General features: G+C 72.5%; 13 protein-coding genes. 2 read left to right on the forward strand and 11 right to left on the reverse strand.

Going from position 1 to position 17,776, the window contains the following annotated elements; all coding sequences use genetic code 11:
* Positions 1-48 precede the first annotated feature (48 nt).
* From atzF to ACTXG6_RS23935, 5 genes are read right to left on the reverse strand one after another with little or no spacing between them, the layout of a single operon-like run.
* Positions 49-1,791, reverse strand: a complete 1,743-nt coding sequence (gene atzF / locus ACTXG6_RS23915) for an allophanate hydrolase (RefSeq protein WP_445181598.1) — start codon at positions 1,789-1,791, stop codon at positions 49-51.
* Entirely contained in the window at positions 1,788-3,935 is a 2,148-nt protein-coding gene (locus ACTXG6_RS23920) for a 5-oxoprolinase/urea amidolyase family protein (RefSeq protein ID WP_445181599.1), read from the reverse strand. The genes atzF and ACTXG6_RS23920 overlap by 4 nt, the downstream gene beginning before the upstream one ends.
* Positions 3,932-4,576, reverse strand: coding sequence for an urea amidolyase associated protein UAAP2 (locus ACTXG6_RS23925; RefSeq protein WP_445181600.1), 645 nt, complete (start codon positions 4,574-4,576; stop codon positions 3,932-3,934). Before ACTXG6_RS23925 ends, ACTXG6_RS23920 begins: the two co-directional genes overlap by 4 nt.
* Complete coding sequence (locus tag ACTXG6_RS23930; protein WP_445181601.1) at positions 4,573-5,265, reverse strand: DUF1989 domain-containing protein; 693 nt, start codon at positions 5,263-5,265, stop codon at positions 4,573-4,575. The genes ACTXG6_RS23925 and ACTXG6_RS23930 overlap by 4 nt, the downstream gene beginning before the upstream one ends.
* Positions 5,265-6,821 (reverse strand): amino acid permease, encoded by a 1,557-nt coding sequence (locus ACTXG6_RS23935; RefSeq protein ID WP_445181602.1) that lies wholly within the window; start codon positions 6,819-6,821, stop codon positions 5,265-5,267. Before ACTXG6_RS23935 ends, ACTXG6_RS23930 begins: the two co-directional genes overlap by 1 nt.
* Positions 6,822-7,833: 1,012 nt before the next feature.
* Here ACTXG6_RS23935 and ACTXG6_RS23940 point away from each other — a divergent pair.
* Complete coding sequence (locus ACTXG6_RS23940; RefSeq protein WP_445181603.1) at positions 7,834-9,396, forward strand: efflux RND transporter periplasmic adaptor subunit; 1,563 nt, start codon at positions 7,834-7,836, stop codon at positions 9,394-9,396.
* Positions 9,397-9,493: 97 nt separating this feature from the next.
* Here the strand turns inward: ACTXG6_RS23940 and ACTXG6_RS23945 are convergent, their stop codons facing one another.
* From ACTXG6_RS23945 to ACTXG6_RS23970, 6 genes are all read right to left on the reverse strand, one after another.
* The gene (locus ACTXG6_RS23945; protein WP_445181604.1) at positions 9,494-10,207 is read right to left on the reverse strand and encodes a GntR family transcriptional regulator; all 714 of its coding nucleotides are present in this window, start codon (positions 10,205-10,207) and stop codon (positions 9,494-9,496) included.
* A gap of 99 nt (positions 10,208-10,306) precedes the next feature.
* Positions 10,307-10,981, reverse strand: coding sequence for a hypothetical protein (locus ACTXG6_RS23950; RefSeq protein ID WP_445181605.1), 675 nt, complete (start codon positions 10,979-10,981; stop codon positions 10,307-10,309).
* Entirely contained in the window at positions 10,978-11,805 is an 828-nt protein-coding gene (locus ACTXG6_RS23955) for an HAD-IIA family hydrolase (RefSeq protein WP_445181606.1), read from the reverse strand. Before ACTXG6_RS23955 ends, ACTXG6_RS23950 begins: the two co-directional genes overlap by 4 nt.
* Positions 11,802-13,247, reverse strand: a complete 1,446-nt coding sequence (locus ACTXG6_RS23960) for an iron-containing alcohol dehydrogenase (RefSeq protein WP_445181607.1) — start codon at positions 13,245-13,247, stop codon at positions 11,802-11,804. The genes ACTXG6_RS23955 and ACTXG6_RS23960 overlap by 4 nt, the downstream gene beginning before the upstream one ends.
* Positions 13,244-14,722 (reverse strand): xylulokinase, encoded by a 1,479-nt coding sequence (locus ACTXG6_RS23965; protein WP_445181608.1) that lies wholly within the window; start codon positions 14,720-14,722, stop codon positions 13,244-13,246. Before ACTXG6_RS23965 ends, ACTXG6_RS23960 begins: the two co-directional genes overlap by 4 nt.
* 3 nt (positions 14,723-14,725) lie before the next feature.
* Entirely contained in the window at positions 14,726-16,231 is a 1,506-nt protein-coding gene (locus ACTXG6_RS23970; protein ID WP_445181609.1) for an APC family permease, read from the reverse strand.
* Between the two features lie 190 nt (positions 16,232-16,421).
* Between ACTXG6_RS23970 and ACTXG6_RS23975 the strand changes: the two genes are divergently transcribed.
* Complete coding sequence (locus tag ACTXG6_RS23975; RefSeq protein ID WP_445181610.1) at positions 16,422-17,510, forward strand: CobW family GTP-binding protein; 1,089 nt, start codon at positions 16,422-16,424, stop codon at positions 17,508-17,510.
* Positions 17,511-17,776: the final 266 nt, after the last annotated feature.

Consider the following 17,776-nt stretch of genomic DNA (forward strand, 5'->3'; position numbering starts at 1 on the left):
GCGCCGAGGGCGGGCCGCCGGCGTGACCCCGGTGCCGGGTTCGCGGACTCAGCTCAGCGGCGCCGAGGCCAGGTACGCGGGCCAGCCGCCGTGGTGGGTGATGTCCACGCCCGCCTCGGCGGCAACGGAGTTGCAATGGAAACCGAGCACCGTGCCGCCGTCGTCCAGCTCGATCACACCGAGGCTCATCGGCGCCGGCAGCCCGGCCAGGAACCTGCCCAGCGCGGCCGGGGACAGCGTCCAGCGCTCCCCGGGCAGCGCGGCGCCACCTGCCGCGACCCGCAGTATGCCCGGCTTCGGCGGCTCGGTGGGCAGCGCGAACATCCGGTACTCCGGCGCGGTCGCCACGGTGCCGGCGAAGCGCGCCCCGAGGGTGGTCAGCTCGCCGTTGAGCGGGTGCCCCCGCAGGTGCGCGCCGAAGACGGCCAGATCGATCCCGGTCGGCGGCAGCGGCACGGCGGCCTGCTCCCCGGTGAGCAGCGCCGCGATGTCGATGCCGACCTGGTCGTCGAACGCCCTGGTGATCACGCTGACGCCGAACGGGCCGCCGTCGGCGGTACCCGCCGGTACGGCCACCGCGGCCATGTCCAGCAGGTTGACGAAGTTGGTGTAGACGCCCATCCGGGAGTTCACCGCGACCGGCTCGGCCCGGACCTCGGCGATCGTGGGGTGCCCGGTCGTGGTGGGCAGCAGCAGCGCGTCGAAGCCGGCCAGTGCGGCGGCCGCGGTCACCCGGTGCCGGTCCAGCAGCTCGAGGTCGGCGGCGAGGCGGTACGCGGGCAGCTGCTTCGCGGCCAGGATGATGCCGGCGACGGTCGGGTCGATCCCGTCATCGGCGCTGCCGGCCCCGTCGGCCCCGCCGGGGCTGCCGGCCCTGCCCTCGAGGAACTCGCCCACCGCCGCGTAGCGCTCGGCGACCAGCGCGCCCTCGTAGAGCAGCGTGGCGGCGGTGAGGAACGGCCGGACGTCGATCGCCTCGACGACCGCGCCGCCGGCCTCCAGCCGCTCGGCCGCCGCGTGGAACGCCGCGCTCGCCGCCGCGCTGAGCGGGGCCAGCCCGGCGGCGTCCGGCACGGCCACCCTCGGGCGGGCGCCGGCGGCGAGGCGCACCGAGTCCGGCCAGGTCCGGCTCCTCGGGTCGAGCGGGTCCGGGCCGGTCATCGCCGCGATCCCCCGCTGGGCGAGGGTGAGGGTGGCGGCGAAGACGGTGACGCAGTCGTAGGGCCGGGCGGCGGGCACCACCCCGGTGTTGGGCACCAGGCCGAGCGTGGGTTTGAGGCCGACCAGGCCGTGCAGCGCGGCGGGGACCCGCCCGGAGCCGGCGGTGTCGGTACCCAGTGCGAGGTCGGCGATGCCGAGCGCCACCGCGACCGCCGAACCCGAGCTGGACCCGCCCGAGATCCGCTCCGGCAGGTGCGCGTGCCGCACCGCGCCGTAGGGACTGCGGGTACCGACGAGCCCGGTCGCGAACTGGTCCAGGTTGGTCTTGCCGAGCACCAGCGCGCCCGCGTCGGTGAGCCGGCGCACCGAGGTGGCGCTGTTGCCCGGGGTGTAGGCGTAGGACGGGCAGGCCGCCGTGGTGGGCAGGCCGGCCACGTCGATGTTGTCCTTCACCGCGACGAGCAGCCCGGCCAGCGGCAGCTGCTCACCGCCGGCGAGGCGGTCCTCGATCTCCTTGGCCGCCACGAGCAGGTCGTGCTCGTCGCACAGGGTGATCCAGACCTCGGGCCGGTCGGCCTCGGCGATGCGCCGGTACGCCGCCCGGACGCGGTCGGTGGGGCTGTGGCTCACGCTGGGAGTCCGTTCTGTCCGTGCCTGTCTTCGGATGGTGCCGATGGGTGATTGTGCGCCGGCCCCGCCGCCCAGCGCTCCCGCTCGGCGGCGAACGCGGCCCGGCGCCGGGTCTGCAGGACGTCGATCTCGGCGCGGTTGGCCGAGGCGAGCGCGGCGGCCTCGCGGACCGAGAACGTCGCCGGCGCCACCTCGAGGTCGGCCCGGCCGGCCTTGATGTCGGCCCGCGCGGCGGCCAGCTCCGCCACCGAGACCGGCCGGAACCGGAGCCGGTCGAACTGGCGCAGCAGCCAGGGCTGGGGATCGCGGCTCGGGCCGCCCGGCGGCCGCCAGACCGGCACGGTGCGGCCGACCAGCTGGTAGCCGCCCGGGCCCTCCATGCCGTAGACGCACAGGTAGATGCCGCCGATGCCGACCGCGTTCTGCGGCGTCCAGGTGCGCGCCGGGTTGTACTTGGTGGTGACCAGCCGGTGCCGGGGGTCGATCGGTACCGCGACGGGGGCGCCGAGGTAGACATCGCCCAGCCCGATCACCAGGTAGGTCGCGGCGGCGACGACGTCGAACACCTCGGCGCGCTCCGGCAGGTCGTTGACCCGCCGTATGAACTCGACGTTGTCCGGGCACCACGGCGCGTCCGGGCGCACCGAGGTGGCGTAGCGGCGCATCGCCTCGTGCGCCTCCGGGTGGTCGAACGCGATGGGCAGGGTGACCTCGCGGACCTGCAGGGTCACCGTGGCCGGGTCGGCCAGGTCGCCGGTCAGCTCGGTCAGCAACCCGGCCAGCACCGGCAGCGGCAGCCGGGCGTCGTCCACCGCGACCAGCAGCGACCGCACGCCCTCGACGATCTCGGTCACCCCGGCCGGCGCGGCCGCTCGCAGCGCGTTGGCCAGCAGATGCACCCACATGCGGACGGTGAGGTCCAGCTCCGCAGGGCCCGCCTCGACCAGCAGGTGCCGGTCCCCGGAGCGCCGGATGCGGAACGCGGGCGCGGACCCGGTGGCGGCCCGCCGCGCCAGGGCGGCCGGCCTGCTCCCCGGGGCCGGGGTGGCGGTGGCGGCGGCCCTCGGGGTCCCGGCGGCGGCCCGCGGCCGGACCGCCCGGCGGCCCAGCGCGGTCTCGAACTCCTCGGCCAGCGCCGCGCGCGGGTCGGACAACAGGGCCCGGCGCCGGGCGGCCAGCTCATCGGCCCGTTCCGGGCTGATCGGCTCCAACCGCACCGCGTCGCCGGGGCGCAGCTGCCCGAGCTTCCAGCGGTCCACGCCGACCACGACGGCCGGCACCACAAAACCGCCGAGGCTCGGGCCGTCCGGGCCGACGATCACCGGGGTGTCGCCGGACAGCATGATCCCGCCCACCGGGTAGGCGGAGTCGTGCAGGTTGGACGGGTGCAGCCCCGCTTCGCCGCCGTCGGTGCGCGCCCACCCGGGCAGCGGCCCGACCAGTCGCACGCCGGTGCGGTCCGCCCGGTGGTCCACCCGCCAGTCGGCGGCGAAGAACTCGGCGACGCCCGCGTTGGTCAGGTAGTCCGGCGCACCGTGCGGCCCGGCCAACACCCGCAGCGTCCAGCTCCCGGACAGCACCGGCAACAGCGGCGCCACGTCCAGCGGCCCGGCCAGGTTCTCCGCGCGCCCGACGCCGAGCAGGTCACCGTCGCGCAGGGCACGGCCGTCCAGCCCGCCGAACCCGCCCAACAGGAACGTCGCCCGGCTGCCCAGTGTCGCCGGCACGTCGAAGCCGCCCGCCACACTGAGGTAGCCGCGCATGCCGGGGCCACCGACCGGGCCGAGGTCCAGCACCGCGCCGGCCGGCACCACCCGCACCACACCGGGGCGGACCGCTCGGCCGTCGAGCAGGGCACCGCCCAGCGCACCGGTCAGGCACACCGTGGCCGTCCGGTCGAAGCGCAGCACCGGGCCGCGGACCACGCACTCCAGGCTCGCCGCGCTCGCCGGGTTGCCCACCGCCAGTGCGCCGAGCGCCGCGGCCAGGTCGTCGAACGCCCCGGACGGCGGCACGCCGACGTCCCAGTACCCGGTCCGCCCGGTGACGTCCTGCAGCGTGGTCTGCGCCCCGGCCCGCAGCACGGTCACGGACCCGGTCGGGAACTCCACGCGCGTCGGAACGGGGTCGACCAGCAGGCTCACGGCGCCCACCAGCCGAGCAGCCGCACCGGGGTGGGGTCCCACCCGTTGCACGGGTTGTTCAGCTGCGGGCAGTTGCTGATCAGCACGAGCACGTCGCGGGACGCGCGCAGCTGCACGTACTTGCCCGGCGCGGAGAGCCCGTCGGCGAAGTGCAGCCCGCCGTCCGGGGCCACCGGCACATTCATGAAGAAGTTGATGTTGTGCCCGAGCTCGCGCTGCCCGATGCCGGCGGCCGCGCCGTAGCGCAGGAAGGTCTGCCGGCAGGCGTGCTGGTGGCGGGTGTGCTCGCCGTAGCGGATCACGTTGGACTCCTGCGCGCAGGCACCGCCCACCGTGTCGTGCCGGCCGCAGGTGTCCGCGCTGATCACCGCGAGCTCGTCGAGCCGGGTGGACAGCAGCCGGGACCCGGTCGTGAGGTAGACGGCGCGCTGCTCGCGGACGGTGTCGAAGGCGGAGTACCGGTTGCGGACGTCGTGGGCGTCGTAGAGCAGGGTGTCCACGGCCTGGTTGCCGTGCAGGTCCACGATGCGCAGCTCGCCGCCGGCCGGGACGGTGATCAGTGCGCCGTCGCCGGCCGCCACGACCTCGTCGTACACCGCCGTGCCCGCGTCCAGTTCGGTGGTGCTCAGTGAGCTGCTCACAGCAGTGCCTTCCGGGTCTCGTCGAGCGCGCGGGCGCTCTCGTCGCGGAATGTGCGCGACGCGTCGTCAGGTGCTGGGGGCTCGGCGATCCCCACCTCCACCAGCACCGGGGCCGGCGCCCAGGGCCCGGGGTTCATCGGGTGCGGTGCGGTGGCGGCGACCAGCAACAGGTCCTGTTCGGTGCGCAGGGTGAACGTGTCCCCCTCGTGGCAGTGCCCGGGGGAGTAGCTCAGGCCGGAGTCGTCCGCGACCGCGATCTTGGTGAACACGTTGACGCAGCCGTGCAGATCGACCGCGGAGAGTCCGTGCCGGGTCAGCTCACTGACCAGGCCGGTGTGCGCGGCGCGGCGCCAGGCGTTGCGGTCGGCGCCGTAGCTGGACGGGCCGAACCGCTCCAGGTGGGTCTCGTGCCCGAAGCCGGTGAGCGCGTCGTGCCAGTCCAGTGTGGACCCGGTGACCGAGGCGAGCGCCTGGCCTCGGTCGGACATGAGCACCATCGGCGGGCGGATGCAGGCACTCATCTGCGCCTTGAGGGTGTCCGGGATGTTCAGCCGGTCCAGCCGGTCGGCGCTGACGAGCAGCAGCGACAGGTTTGCGTCGGCACCGCGCGCGGTGAACGTGACGGTGCGCGCGGCGCGGACCGTGGCCGACCAGGCGGCGCCGCCGGGGATCTCGTGTGCGTACCCCATCACGCCTCCTCAGCGGCCACGGCGGACCCACCCAGCCAGCGGCGTGGCTGCGGGGAACCGATGGTCGCGTGGTAGTCGCGGCGCTGGGCGGCGTAGGCGATCAGCCCGAGCAACGCGGTCGCCCCGAGGGCGATCGGCCCGAGGAACTGCAGGTACCAGTGCCCGCCCTCCGGGTCGAACACCTCGGCGCGCGGCCAGCCCAGGTTGATCGCCATGCCGAGGCCGTAGAGCACCGCGACGGCGTTGACGAGCGTGCCCCAGCGGCCCATCGAGAACAGCGGGCGGCCGGTCTCGTCCAGCTCGCCGGTGGCCAGTCGGCCCCGCAGCCGTTGCACCAGCATCGGCACGGTGACCATCAGGTAGGCCAGGTACATCAGCATGATGCAGACGCTGGTCAGCGCGAGGAACAGCGCGGGGTTGCCGATGTTGACCGCGAGCAGGGCGGCCGCGAGCACACCGGAGACGACGGTCGGTACGACCGGGGTGCCGGTGCGGCCGGAGACCTTGGCGAGCTGGGCGGAGAACGGCAGGACCCGGTCCCGGGCCATGGAGAAGATCATGCGGCTGGCCGAGGTCTGGATGGCCAGCGTGCAGACGAACACCGCGACCGCCACGTCGAGCAGCAGCAGCTTGCCGGGCACCGTGCCGAGCCGGCTGGTCAGCACGTAGGGCAGTCCCTCGGTGGCGAGCTTGCCGTCGGTCAGGCTCGGCGCGGCCATCAGCGCGGCCACGATGAGCAGGGCCCCGCCAAGGCCGGAGGCTGCCACCGCGCGCAGGATGGTGCGCGGCGCGGTCCGGCGCGGGTTGTGCGTCTCCTCGGAGAGCTCGCCGGCACTGTCGAAGCCGACCAGCACGTACGCGGCCATCAGCGAGGACATCAGCAGCGGGACGAAGTAGCCGGTCGTGGAGTCCAGGTTGGTGGCGTGCAGCAGGACGGCCGGGCCGCGCTCGGCATGCACGAACAGCAGCACCACAACCAGTGCGACGCCGACCAGCTCGCACACCACGCCGACCGAGCTGGCGATCGCGGTGATCCGGATGCTGGCCGCGTTGAGCACGGTGGTGACGGCGAGCAGGACCACCCCGAGCAGTACCGCGTTGGAGGCGCCGGACACCGAGTCCAGCGCGGGGTCGGTGCCGATCACCTGGAACCCGGTCCAGACCACCGGCAGCACGACCTGCAGCGCGATGGCCGCCGCGGCCAGCGTCACGATCTGCGCAATGATCATCGTCCAGCCGGCGAACCAGCCGACCACCGCACCGCCGAGGCGGCGCGACCACTGGTAGATGGCGCCGGAGATCGGGTAGCGGGCGGCCAGCTCGGAGAAGCACAGCGCCACCAGCAGCTGCCCGGCGAACACCGCCGGCCAGGTCCAGAAGAACGCGGTGCCGCCGAAGCCGTAGCCGAGGCCGAAGAGTTGGAAGACGGTGGTCAGGATGGATACGAACGAGAACCCGACCGCGAACGAGGCGAACGTGCCCACTTTGCGTTCGAGCTGCTGGTCGTAGCCGAAGGTCTGGAGGTCGGCCAGGGGTCGGTCATCGACGGCTGTCATCGGAGTCTCCCTTGCGAGCAAGGGACCGGACGACCACAACAAGACACGCCCGGGCCCAATCGGCCTCCCGGGCTTTTCCCCCGCCGTGGAGCAGCACGCCGCGCCAGCCGCGACAGAACTGCCTGCATCTCTCGGACCAGGCCCGCCGGTGACCAGCACTGCTGGCGATCGGCGGCGGAACCCTAGACGCGCCCCGCTTGGTAGCGGGTCAGTTACGAGTTCACCGTCGCAATATTGCCGGCGGACATGCGCGGGGTGACGATCGCGTGTCCGGTGCGGCCGCCGGTGTTTCGTCGAGATGACAGTGGTGTTAGGCGATCGCTGCGGCGGGTGTCCCGGGCCTTCGGCGAGCCGGGCCGGTCGGGGCCGGTCGGGCGATTCCCGGTGCCGGTGGATCTCGACAATCGCCGCATTCGGCTACGGGCCCGCTATGCGCGGGCTATCGGTGACCCGCAATGGCGGCCCGTCGAATTGCTTCATTCGAATGCACGGCCGTCTTCGCCGGGGAACGGTTCGACGGGTCCCTCGGTTGTAGGGTTCGGCTCCATGGTGCTGCGGCGTCGCCGCGATGTCGCAGTTCGCGCGCATGGTGGTGCTCGTGGTCGGGCAGGGGAGCGTGTGTGTCCTCCAGGTCGTCGGCGGGCCGAGCAGAGCTGACCCGGATGGGCAAGTGTCGGCTTCCTACTCATACCGTCGTCACGTGTCGTTGATAACCGCGAATTCAATGCGGCGGCATCCGGATCGGGCCACTGCGTGCGTACCGGGTCGTGCTGACTGAAGTTCCTTGCCGCTTTCGTGTGGAATTTGGGCGTGGCCTCCAGGCGACTTTCGCAATTTTCGGTGATGATCCGCATTGTCCGTAACCGCCTGTCGTCGGCGTCGTTGTCGGAGTAGGGCGCAGGACTACGGACATGATCGGGATCGGCGCGGCACGCGACAGCGCTTCTCGGGTGTGCGGGCGAAAGGCTGAGGTTTCATGGCTCACACGACTTGCCGCGGCAGGAGCCGGGGGGTGCGGTTAGCCGCCGCGGTGTCACTGGCGTTGCTGGTGACGACGGTGACCGCGGCCTGCGGGAGCACTGCTCCGGCGCCGCCCACGTCGCGCGTGGAGCGTGGGCAGGTGTCGACGAAGGTCTCGGCCTCCGGTGCGCTGGCCGCGGTGACCTCGCAGAACCTGGGCTTTGCCCAGGCCGCCCAGCTGGTCGAGCTGAACGTCAAGGTCGGTGACACGGTCCGCGCCGGTCAGGTGCTGGCCCGGGAGGACCCGTTCAACTTCCAGCAGCTGCTCAACCAGCAGCAGGCGCAGCTGAACAACCAGCAGGCCATCCTGGACCGGCTCGTGCACTCCCCGACGGTGCACGGCGACCACCGCACGCTGGACCAGGCGAAGAAGATCCTCGACGTCACCAAGAAGAACAGCGACGCGATCCACGAGAAGGACGAGAACTCGGTCGACCGGGCCCGCGTCGCCCTCAACTTCGCAAGGCGCCAGTTGGTGCTGGCCCGCGAGAAGCTAGCCTCGGATGAGCATTCGTCCACCGGCTGCATGTCCAGCTTGCTTGGTACCACTGTTGTGCCCGACCCGTGCCCCGCCGATAGAACTGCGATCGCCACGGCGAAGTCCAACCTGATCGCGGCGAGGACGACCTACGAGCAGGCGAAGAAGACCCTGGAGGTCGACGACACCCAGGCGCGGATCACCGAGGAGACCCAGCGCGCCAACATCGTGACGGCGCAGAACGCGGTCGACTCGGACAGCTCCGACCGCGGCCCGAACATCGCCGCGCAGGCCGCTCTGGTGGCCAACGGCGCCGCTCTGGTGGCCAACGCACAGCGGAACCTGAACAACACGGTGCTCTACGCACCGGTGGCCGGCACGGTCTCCTCGATCACCGGTGCGGTGGGTGAGTACGTGGGTGCCGGAGGTGGTACCAGCGCACTGGCGCCGGGTACCGATGCCTCCATTCCCGGGGTCGGCGCGGCCGCGACCAGCGACCAGTCCTCGGCCTCGAGTACCGGTGCCCCATCGGCGACCCGCCCAGGTGGCTCGGCCTTCATGGTGTTGAACAACATCAACACCTTCCAGGTCGTCGTCCCGTTCGAGGAGTCGGACGCGGCGAAGGTGGCGCCGAACCAGAAGGTGCAGGTCAGCTTCGATGCGCTGCCGGACCTGACCCGTGACGGCACCGTGTTGTCCGTCGCCCCCGGTGGTGTGGACATCTCCGGTGTGACGAACTACTACGCGACGATCCTGCTCACCGACACCGACCCCCGGCTGCGTACCGGCCAGACCGCCGAAGCCGGCGTCCTGGTGGCAGACCTGGAGAACGTGCTGGTGGTGCCGAACTCCGCGGTCATCAAGCAGGGCGGCCGGTCCTTCGTCAACGTCCCCGGACCGAATGGTCAGCCGACTCTGAAGCAGTTCCAGCCCGGCCTGGTCGGCGACGACAACACCCAGGTGCTGTCCGGCCTGACCGAGGGCGAGCCCATCCAGCTGCCCCAGGCAACCGTCTCCGGCAGCCCCAGCGGCGGTACCGGCGGCGGCGGCGGCGGTGGAGGCCGCGGCGGCGGCTGATCGCCCACCCGATCACAACCCAGCGCTGGCCCGCGCCCGTCGAGAACGTTCGACAGGCGCGGGCCAGCGCTGTTGTCTGCCCTGGCCGCAAGCGGGGTCAGGAGCGGCGGTTCACCCGGAGCTCGAAGATGCCGGGTACGTGCCATTCCGAGGAGCGCATCACCGGCGCACCCACCTCGGAGTAGTCGGTCTCCTCGATGCGCTGCAGCGGGGCGCCGCGGGAGACGCCGAGAAGCTTCGCCAACCGGGCGTTCGCGATCACCGGGGTCAGCACGGCGGTCGCGGTCCGCACCGGTGAGCCGACGCTCGCGAGCAGCTCGTAGAGCGGGGTGGTCAGCGCGGGTGCCGGAACATCGGTCAGCAGCACCTCGGAGATGCGGTCCAGCGAGTAGACCACGGGGCGGTCGTCGGCGGTACGGATCCGCTCGACCTCCCGGAGCGCCTCACCCGGGGACAGGTTCAGCTCGGCGGACTCCTCCTCGGTGGCCGGGCGGGTCTGCTGGGACAGCACCCGCAGCCCGGGCCGCATCCCGGCTTCGCGGATCATCCGGGTGTAGCTCAGGGTGGCGTCCAGGGCGTGCTGACGGGTCGGCAGCGAGGTGACGTAGGTGCCGCTGCCGTGCCGGCGCACCAGGTAGCCGCCCTCGACGAGTGCGCCGACCGCCTCGCGGACGGTCGCCCTGCTGACCTGGAACCGCTCGGCGAGCAGCTGCTCGTTGGGCAGCTTGCTCCCGGCCGGCGCGGCGCCCTCGAGCAGATCGGTCAGCAGGCCGTCCCGCACCTGCTCCAGCCGGCTGTTACCCACGGGCATCGGGACGTAGACCTTCCGTACTGATCGGCCTGATCGGCATGGCGAGCTCCGGACGCGGCTACCGTACCCGGCCCGGTCGGCGGGCTCCGTCGGAGATCGTCAGACCGACTCGGCGATCGTGAGAACCTCGCGGACCTGGGCGGCCACGTCCGGCGCGCCGGGCAGCTGGCCGTCGAAGATCGCGCTGCCGATGGTGAACCCCCAGGCGCCGGCTTCGGCGAGGGTGCGGATCTGGCCGGCGGAGGTGACCGACCCGGCGGCGATCACCGGCCCGGCCGACGCGGCGACGACGGCCTTGGTCAGTTCCGCGATGTCCGCGCCGGCGTGCCGGTAGGCGAGCAGGTCGACGCCGTAGACACCGTCCATGGCGGTCAGGGCCGCCGCGCTCGCCGCGATCTCGTCGACCGTGCCCTCGAGCACGCTGGGGTGCCCGACGACCCGGCCGGGAAACGGGCAGTACCTGATCGCCGTACCGCGCAGCAGCGGCACCACCGCGTCCGGGTTCGTACCGCCGAGGACCCAGTCGACGCCGGCCGCGATCGCCGCCTCCACCGAGGCCACCTCGGCCTCCCGGCTCACCGAGACGACCTCGAGCATGGTGGTGAAACCGGCCGCGTGCGCCGCCTCGTTGATCTCCTTCTGGCGCTCCGGGGTAGCTCCGACGTCCTTGAAGCCCAGGTAGCGCAGGCCGGTGGCGGCGAGCTGGTCGATGTGGTCGACCGCGTCCGGCACGGTGCTGTCGTGGTGCGTCAGCATGAAAACGAAATTGATCACGGTGCTGATCTCCTCGGGATCACGTCGGCGAGCGTCGCGATGATGTAGTCGGGGTGGATGTCGAAGCCGGCGAGGTCGGACAGTCGGGTGGCACCGGACAGCACGAGCACGCCGGCCATCCCGAGCTGTTGGCCCATGGCGATGTCGGTGGCGATCCGGTCGCCGACCATGGCGGCCCGCTCCGGCGCGACGCCGAGGCGGTCCAGGACCGCCGCACCCATGTGCCGGCTCGGCTTGCCGACGACCGCCTCGGCGGCGCGCCCGGTGCACGCCTCCAGCGCGGCGAGCATGGCGGCGCAGTCGGGCAGCCCGCCGTCGGCGGTGGGGCAGTAGGGGTCGGGGTTCGTGGCCACGATGGCCGCGCCGTTGCGCACCGCGCGGAACCCGGCGAGCAGCTTGGCGTAGTCGAAGGTGCGGTCGAAGGACACCACGACGACCTCGGCCTGGTGCGGGTCCGCCACCACGTCGAACCCGGCGTCCCGGCAGAGCTGGTCGACCAGCGGCTCGGCGACCGTGAGCAGGCGCGCCGCCGGGTGCTCGGTGCGCAGGTAGCGCAGCAGCGAGTCGAGCGCCGTGACCACGTCCTCGACGCCGGTCGCGATGCCGAGCGCACTGAGCTTCGCCGCGTAGTCGTGCGCCGTCTCCAGCGGCTTGTTGGTAGCGAAGACCACGTGTGCCCCGCTGGCCCGCATCAGCCGGATGGCCTCGGCCGCCCCGGGCAGGATCTGGTTGTCGACGTAGACGGTCCCGTCGAGATCGAGGCCGTAGCCGTCGAACAAGCACTCGGGCCGCCTGAGTACGGCGGCCGGCGGTCCGGTCTTCACTGGAGTAGCCGCTGCGTCCCGTGCAGCACGTCCGCGACGTCCTCGCCGGTCCACAGGCCGGCGATCTCGGCGAGGTCGACCACGGTGAACCGGTCGCGCATCAGGTGGCAGTTCGCGGCCGCCCAGCCGGCCGTGCCCGGCTCGGGTGCCGGTTCGAGCTCGCCGAACCGGCTCGCCGCGCCGGCGGTCCGCAGCGTGCCGGCGATCGTCTCCGGGGCGGCCAGCAGGTCGGCGGCGACCGGGTCGTGGCTGCCCCAGTCGTCACAGAGCCGCTGCAGGCGGTCCTGATGCGCGTTGATCCAGGTGAGCTTGCGCCGGTAGGCGGTCCAGCACTCCCGCGCGGTGGCGCCGTCCTCGTCGAGCGGCGCGAACGCGGCGGACACCCGCTGCCGCAGCTGCTCCTCGTCCAGTGGGCGCACCACGACGCGGGACCCGGTGAGGCGGGCGCGGACCCGGTGCCAGATCGCGGCGGCGACGACGCTGGCCACGCCGACCTGGGACCCGTGCGAGGCGGCGGCGGTGTCGTGCGCGCCGGCGTGCATGTCGAGCAGGTGGCTGATGGTGTGCTCGGCGCCCGAGGACGGCGAGGTGCGGCCCGCGAGCCCCATGGCCAGACCGCCCCTGGTCAGCGAGGCGGCCAGAGCGACCACCGCGTCCGGGTCGTCCCGGCGCAGGCCCTCGGCGGCGCCCAGCAGCTCCGTGGTGCCCTGCCGCAGTACCCGCACGACCGTGGGGGAGTAGGAGGCGTCGAACCCGGCGGCGGCGCCGAGGTACCAGTCCGCGGCGGCGGTGAACATGGAGAGCTGGTCACCGAGCCCCGAGCCGGTCATCGCCCTCGGCGCGGCGGCGACGATACCGGAGTCGATCACCACCGCCTCAGGCCAGCGGCTCGGCGTGGTGCGCTTCGTGCCGTTGAGCAGCAGCACCGACTGGTCGTCGGCGAACCCGTTGACGCTCGCCGCGGTCTGCACGACGACGTGCACCAGGCCGAGCCGGTGCGCGGCCACCTTGCCGATGTCGGCCATCGTGCCGGAACCCACGCTGACCAGGCTCCCCGGCACCACCGCCTTCACCCCGGCGACGGCGTCCTCGACGGTGCGCTCGTCGGCGTGCACGATGCCGGCGCCGGCCGGGTGCAGCCGTACCGGGACGGGCCGGTAGCGCGGCGCCAGCGCGTCGTGCACGACGTCGACGACGTCGCCGCCCCCCGGGCCGGCGCTCTTCGGCACCGGGTCGGTCAGCACCGCGACGATGCTGCCCCCCGGAACGCCGAGGCGCCGCAGCACGTCGGCCAGGGTCCGGGCCGCGGCCGCCCCCCGGACCACCTCGCGCAGGCCGATCGGGTTGAGCCCCGCCGCGTCCGGAGCGTCCCGGGCGATGGCTCTGATGTCGTCCAGCGTGTCGATCGTGATGTCCTGCTCCCCGCTCAACTCAGTGCTCAACTCAGGGTCTCCTCGACCTTGTCGAAGAGAGTCCGGTACCGGCCGTAGGCGTCGTCGTAGGTCGCGTGGGTGTGCGGGTCCGGCAGGTAGGTCTCGCCGGCGAGCGGGACGCAGTGGCCGACCGCCTCGTCCAGGTCACCGAAGGCGCCGACGGCCACGGCCGCGAGCAGCGCGGCGCCGAGCACGGTCGCCTCGGGTACGTCGACCGCCCGTACCGCACGCCCGGTCACGTCCGCCTTGATCTGCATCCAGGTGCGGCTGCGCCCGCCGCCGCCGACGACATGGATCTCACCCGACCCGAGCCCGAGCTCGGTGAAGCGGTCGGTGATGTCGCGCAGCGCGAAGCAGCAACCCTCCAGGACCGAGCGGGCCAGTGCCTCGCGGCCGTGGGCCATGGACAGGCCGGCGAAGACACCGCGCATCCGCCCGTTCCACCGGGGCGCCATCGACCCGGACAGCGCCGGGATGAAGGTCAGCCCGTCGCAGCCCGGTGGGGCCTGCCCGGCCAGCGCGAGCACCTCGCCCTGGCTCACCCCGAGCACTCCCCGGGCCAGCCACAGCGTGCTGCCGCCGGACACGAACCCGGGGTTCTCGATCAGGTAACGCCCGGGCACGGCGTGGGCGTGGGTCTCGACCAGGCCGCCGTGGTCGAACAGCACCGTCTCCGCGCACACCGCGACCGGCTCGGCGGTGCCGGTGACGTCGGCGATCGGCCCGGGCGCGATGACACCGGCACCGATCGACCCGGCATGGTCGTCCCCGGTGCCGACCAGCACCTGGCAGTGCCTGCTGAGGCCGAGCTCGGTGGCGGCGGCGGAGGTCAGTGTGCCGATGATGTCGGTCGCCTCGTGGATGGTGCCCAGCTGCGTCTCGGACAGCTCCGCCGCCTCCAGTGCCTCCGGCGACCAGGCGCGCCGGGTGACGTCGTAGAGCAGGCTCGAGGAGGCGTTCGCGTGGTCCAGCGCGAACACTCCGGTGAGCCGGTGCAGCAGGTACCCGGCGACCGGGGGGAACCCGGTGGCCCGTGCGAAGACGTCGGGCAGGTTGTCCCGGAGCCAGAGGATCTTGGGTGCGGTGTGCGAGGAGTCCGGCATCAGCCCGGTGATCGCGAACAGCCGTTCCGGGCCGATCCGCCGCAGCAACCACTCGGTCTGAGCTTCCGCGCGACGGTCCAGCCAGATGATCGCCGGTGCCAGCGCGGCACCGGAGGCGTCGACCGCGACGACGCCGTCGACCTGGCAGGCCAGGCTGAGCGCGGTGACCTCGGCCGCGGTGATGCCACCGGTGTGTACGAGCTCGCGCACCACCGACGCGAGGGCGGTGCTCCAGGCGGCCGGGTCCTGCTCCGCCTCGCCCGGCCGGGGGTGCGCGATCCCGAGCTCGGCGCACGCGCTGGCGCGGACCTGCCCGGCGGCGTCCAACAGGATGCCCTTGACGCTCTGCGACCCGACGTCGACCCCGATGACGTGAGACATCTCCTAGGTTCGGTTCCCGCTCCGGGTGGCGCCGGTGCCCGCCGGGACGTCCACCTCCGCGTCGCCGGTGGCCAGCACCGACCCGGCCACCGCGAGTGCCTCGGGCCGGCGCCGGCCCAGCCAGTACGCCCCGGCGGCGACGACCACGACCCACGCCACGATCACGTACACGAAGGAGGCGTACGGCTCGGTGGTGTTCAGCAGGATCTGCCCGACCAGCAGCCCGGTCATCAGCACGATGCCGACGACCGGGAGCACCAGGTGGAAGAACGGGTTGAAGTCCGGGCGCCCGCGCAGGAACCGGATGGCGGCGAGGTTGGTCAGCACGTAGACGGGCAGGATGCCGAGCGTCAGCAGGAAGCCAAGGTAGCCGTACACATTGCTGCCACCGGAGGTACTGGTGAGGCCGCCGGACAGCGCGCCGACGATCATCGCCACCGCGATCGAGAAGGCGCCCTGGGTGAAGACGGCGTTCGTCGGTGTCTTGCGCTTCGGGTTGACGTGCGCGAACCACCTCGGCAGCAGTCCCTCGCGCCCCATCGCGTAGAAGATGCGGATGATGCCGTTGTTGCTGTTCACCATGACCGCGAACATGCTGGACACCGCCGCGAGCACGATGAACAGGTTCAGCCAGGGCGCGTACTGCGCGGCGAGGTCGTTCCACGGGGTGGCGGACCCGGTGAGGTTGTTCGTCGCCTCGATGCCCAGCCCGTTGACCTCGGCCCAGATGCAGAACACGTAGATCCCGCCGACGAGGATCACCGAGAGCAGGATCGCGCGGGGGACGTTCCGCCGGGGTTTGCGGACCTCCTCGCTCAGCGTGGCCGCCCCCTCGAAGCCGACGAAGCTCAGGGCGGCGAACACGAAGCCGGTCACCAGGCCACCCACGCCGTGCGGCGACGAGTGCGGCGACAGCGGGGCGAGCGTCAGGCCGCCCTCCGCCCCCTTCTTGACCACGACGATGATCGAGATGACCATCACCACGATCACCTCGGCGGTGAACAGCACGAGTGCGGTCTTGATGCTGGAGCCGATGCCCTCGTACGCGAGGAAGATCATCGCGGCGGCCGGCACGAGGCCGAGGAGCCACCACGGCACGTGGACCCCGAGCTCGGCCTCCAGGGTCCCCTGCACGTAGCTGCCGATCAGCCCGATCTCGGCCGGTGGCAGCAGCGCGTAGGCCACGAACATCAGGCCCCCGGTCACGAAGCCCGAGCGGGGGCCCAGACCGCGGGTCACGTAGGTGTAGAACGCACCGGCACTCGGCAGCCGGGCCGCCATCGCCATCACGCCGCTCGCGGTGATCAGCATCGCGACCAGGCAGGCGAAGTAGACGAACGGCGTCGCGGCACCGGCGAAGGGTGTCGAGAACTGCGGGTTGAAGAACGTCGAGACCGCCGGACCCATGATCGCGGCGGACATGATGACCGCTCCGCCGAGGCCGAGCGCATTCGTGCGCAGCGCGGGGCGAGCGGGTGTGTGTGTTGGCAGTTCGTTGCTTGTGGTCATTGGCTACCGACCCCTGTGTCGAAGTCTGTGTCACTCGCAACGCGCCCCCGGCGCGTGGGGGAAGACACTAGACGTCTGACGACTTCGCGACAAGACTTCCCGGGTCAAAGAGGCCGGACGGAGCAGTCGTCCGGCCGGGCCGAACGGCGGTGCCTCTCGACCGCCGCCCGGCCCGTGATAGGCATACCGCGTGCGGAGCGAACGGATACCGGTGCTCGTGCTCGCCGGCTTCCTGGGCTCCGGCAAGACGACGCTGCTCAACCACCTGCTGGCGAACAGCCTCGACCTGCGCATCGGCGTGATCGTCAACGACTTCGGCAGCGTGGGCGTCGACGCGATGCTGGTCGGCGGGCAGGCCGACGGTGTGGTGTCGATGGGCAACGGGTGCCTGTGCTGCGCGGTGGAAGAGGGCGGCGTCGGCCCGATGCTGGACCGGCTCGCGCGCCGCCGCGCCGGGGTCGACGTGATCGTCATCGAGGCCAGCGGGATCGCCGAACCCGGCGTGCTCGTCCAGCTCGTGCTGAGCTGCGAGAACCCGCGGATCACGTTCGGCGGCCTGGTCGAGGTGATCGACGCCGCCGAGTTCGAACGGACCAGGGCCAAGCACACGGAGCTGGACCGCCACGTCGGGCTCGCCGACCTCGTGGTGATCAACAAGGCGGACCGGGTGGACCCGACGGCGCTGCAGCGGGTGGAGGACCTGTGCCGGGCGGTGAACGGCCGGGCGCCGATCGTCGCCACCAGCCACTGCGTCGTCGACCCGAGGCTGCTGTTCGACATCAGCGTCGTGACCGGCCGACAGCTGATGCTCGGGCAGTCCGCCGGTGCCGATGCGGAGCCCGGCGAGCACCCCGCGGCCGGCGAGCACGGCGGCCACGCCGAGCACGGCGAATCCGGGGACCACGGGGACCCTGGTGGCGACCACTCGGAGCATCTGCACGCCCACTACGAGGCGGTCTCGTTCATCACCGACCAGCCGGTGGACCCCCGGGGTCTCGTCGACTTCCTGAGCGAGCGCCCCGAGGGCGCATACCGGATCAAGGGCTTCGTCAACTTCGGGGTGGCCGGGCACCGGCAGCGGTTCGTGCTGCACGCGGTCGGCCGCTACCTGCGGTTCAGCAGGTCGCCGTGGCCGCCGGGTGAGTCCCGGCACACCGCGCTGGAGATCATCGGCTCCGGGCTGGACCGCCGCGCGCTCGGGGTGGCGCTGGGCGCCTGTGTACGCCCCGAACCCGCCGGCGAGGACTCGATGCTGGCCGTGATCAGGTACACCTTCTAGCGTCCCGGCCTGTTGTTACCGAGCTGCACAGGAGGCAGGTCGCGGGCGCCCAAAACCTGCCTGGTGTGCAGCTCGGTAACAGTGGACCGGCGAGACCGGGGAGCGGCGGAACCGGCCCCGGACCGGCGGGACCGGCGCCTGACGGGGTGGGCGGCGGGACCGGCCCGGGGTGAGCGGCGGGACCGGCGCCTGACGGGGTGGCCGGCCCGGCGGCACGCCGAGATCATTACCAGGCACCTTTGATCACGAGCCGCGACCGACCCATG

Source organism: Pseudonocardia sp. Cha107L01 (genome assembly GCF_052566575.1).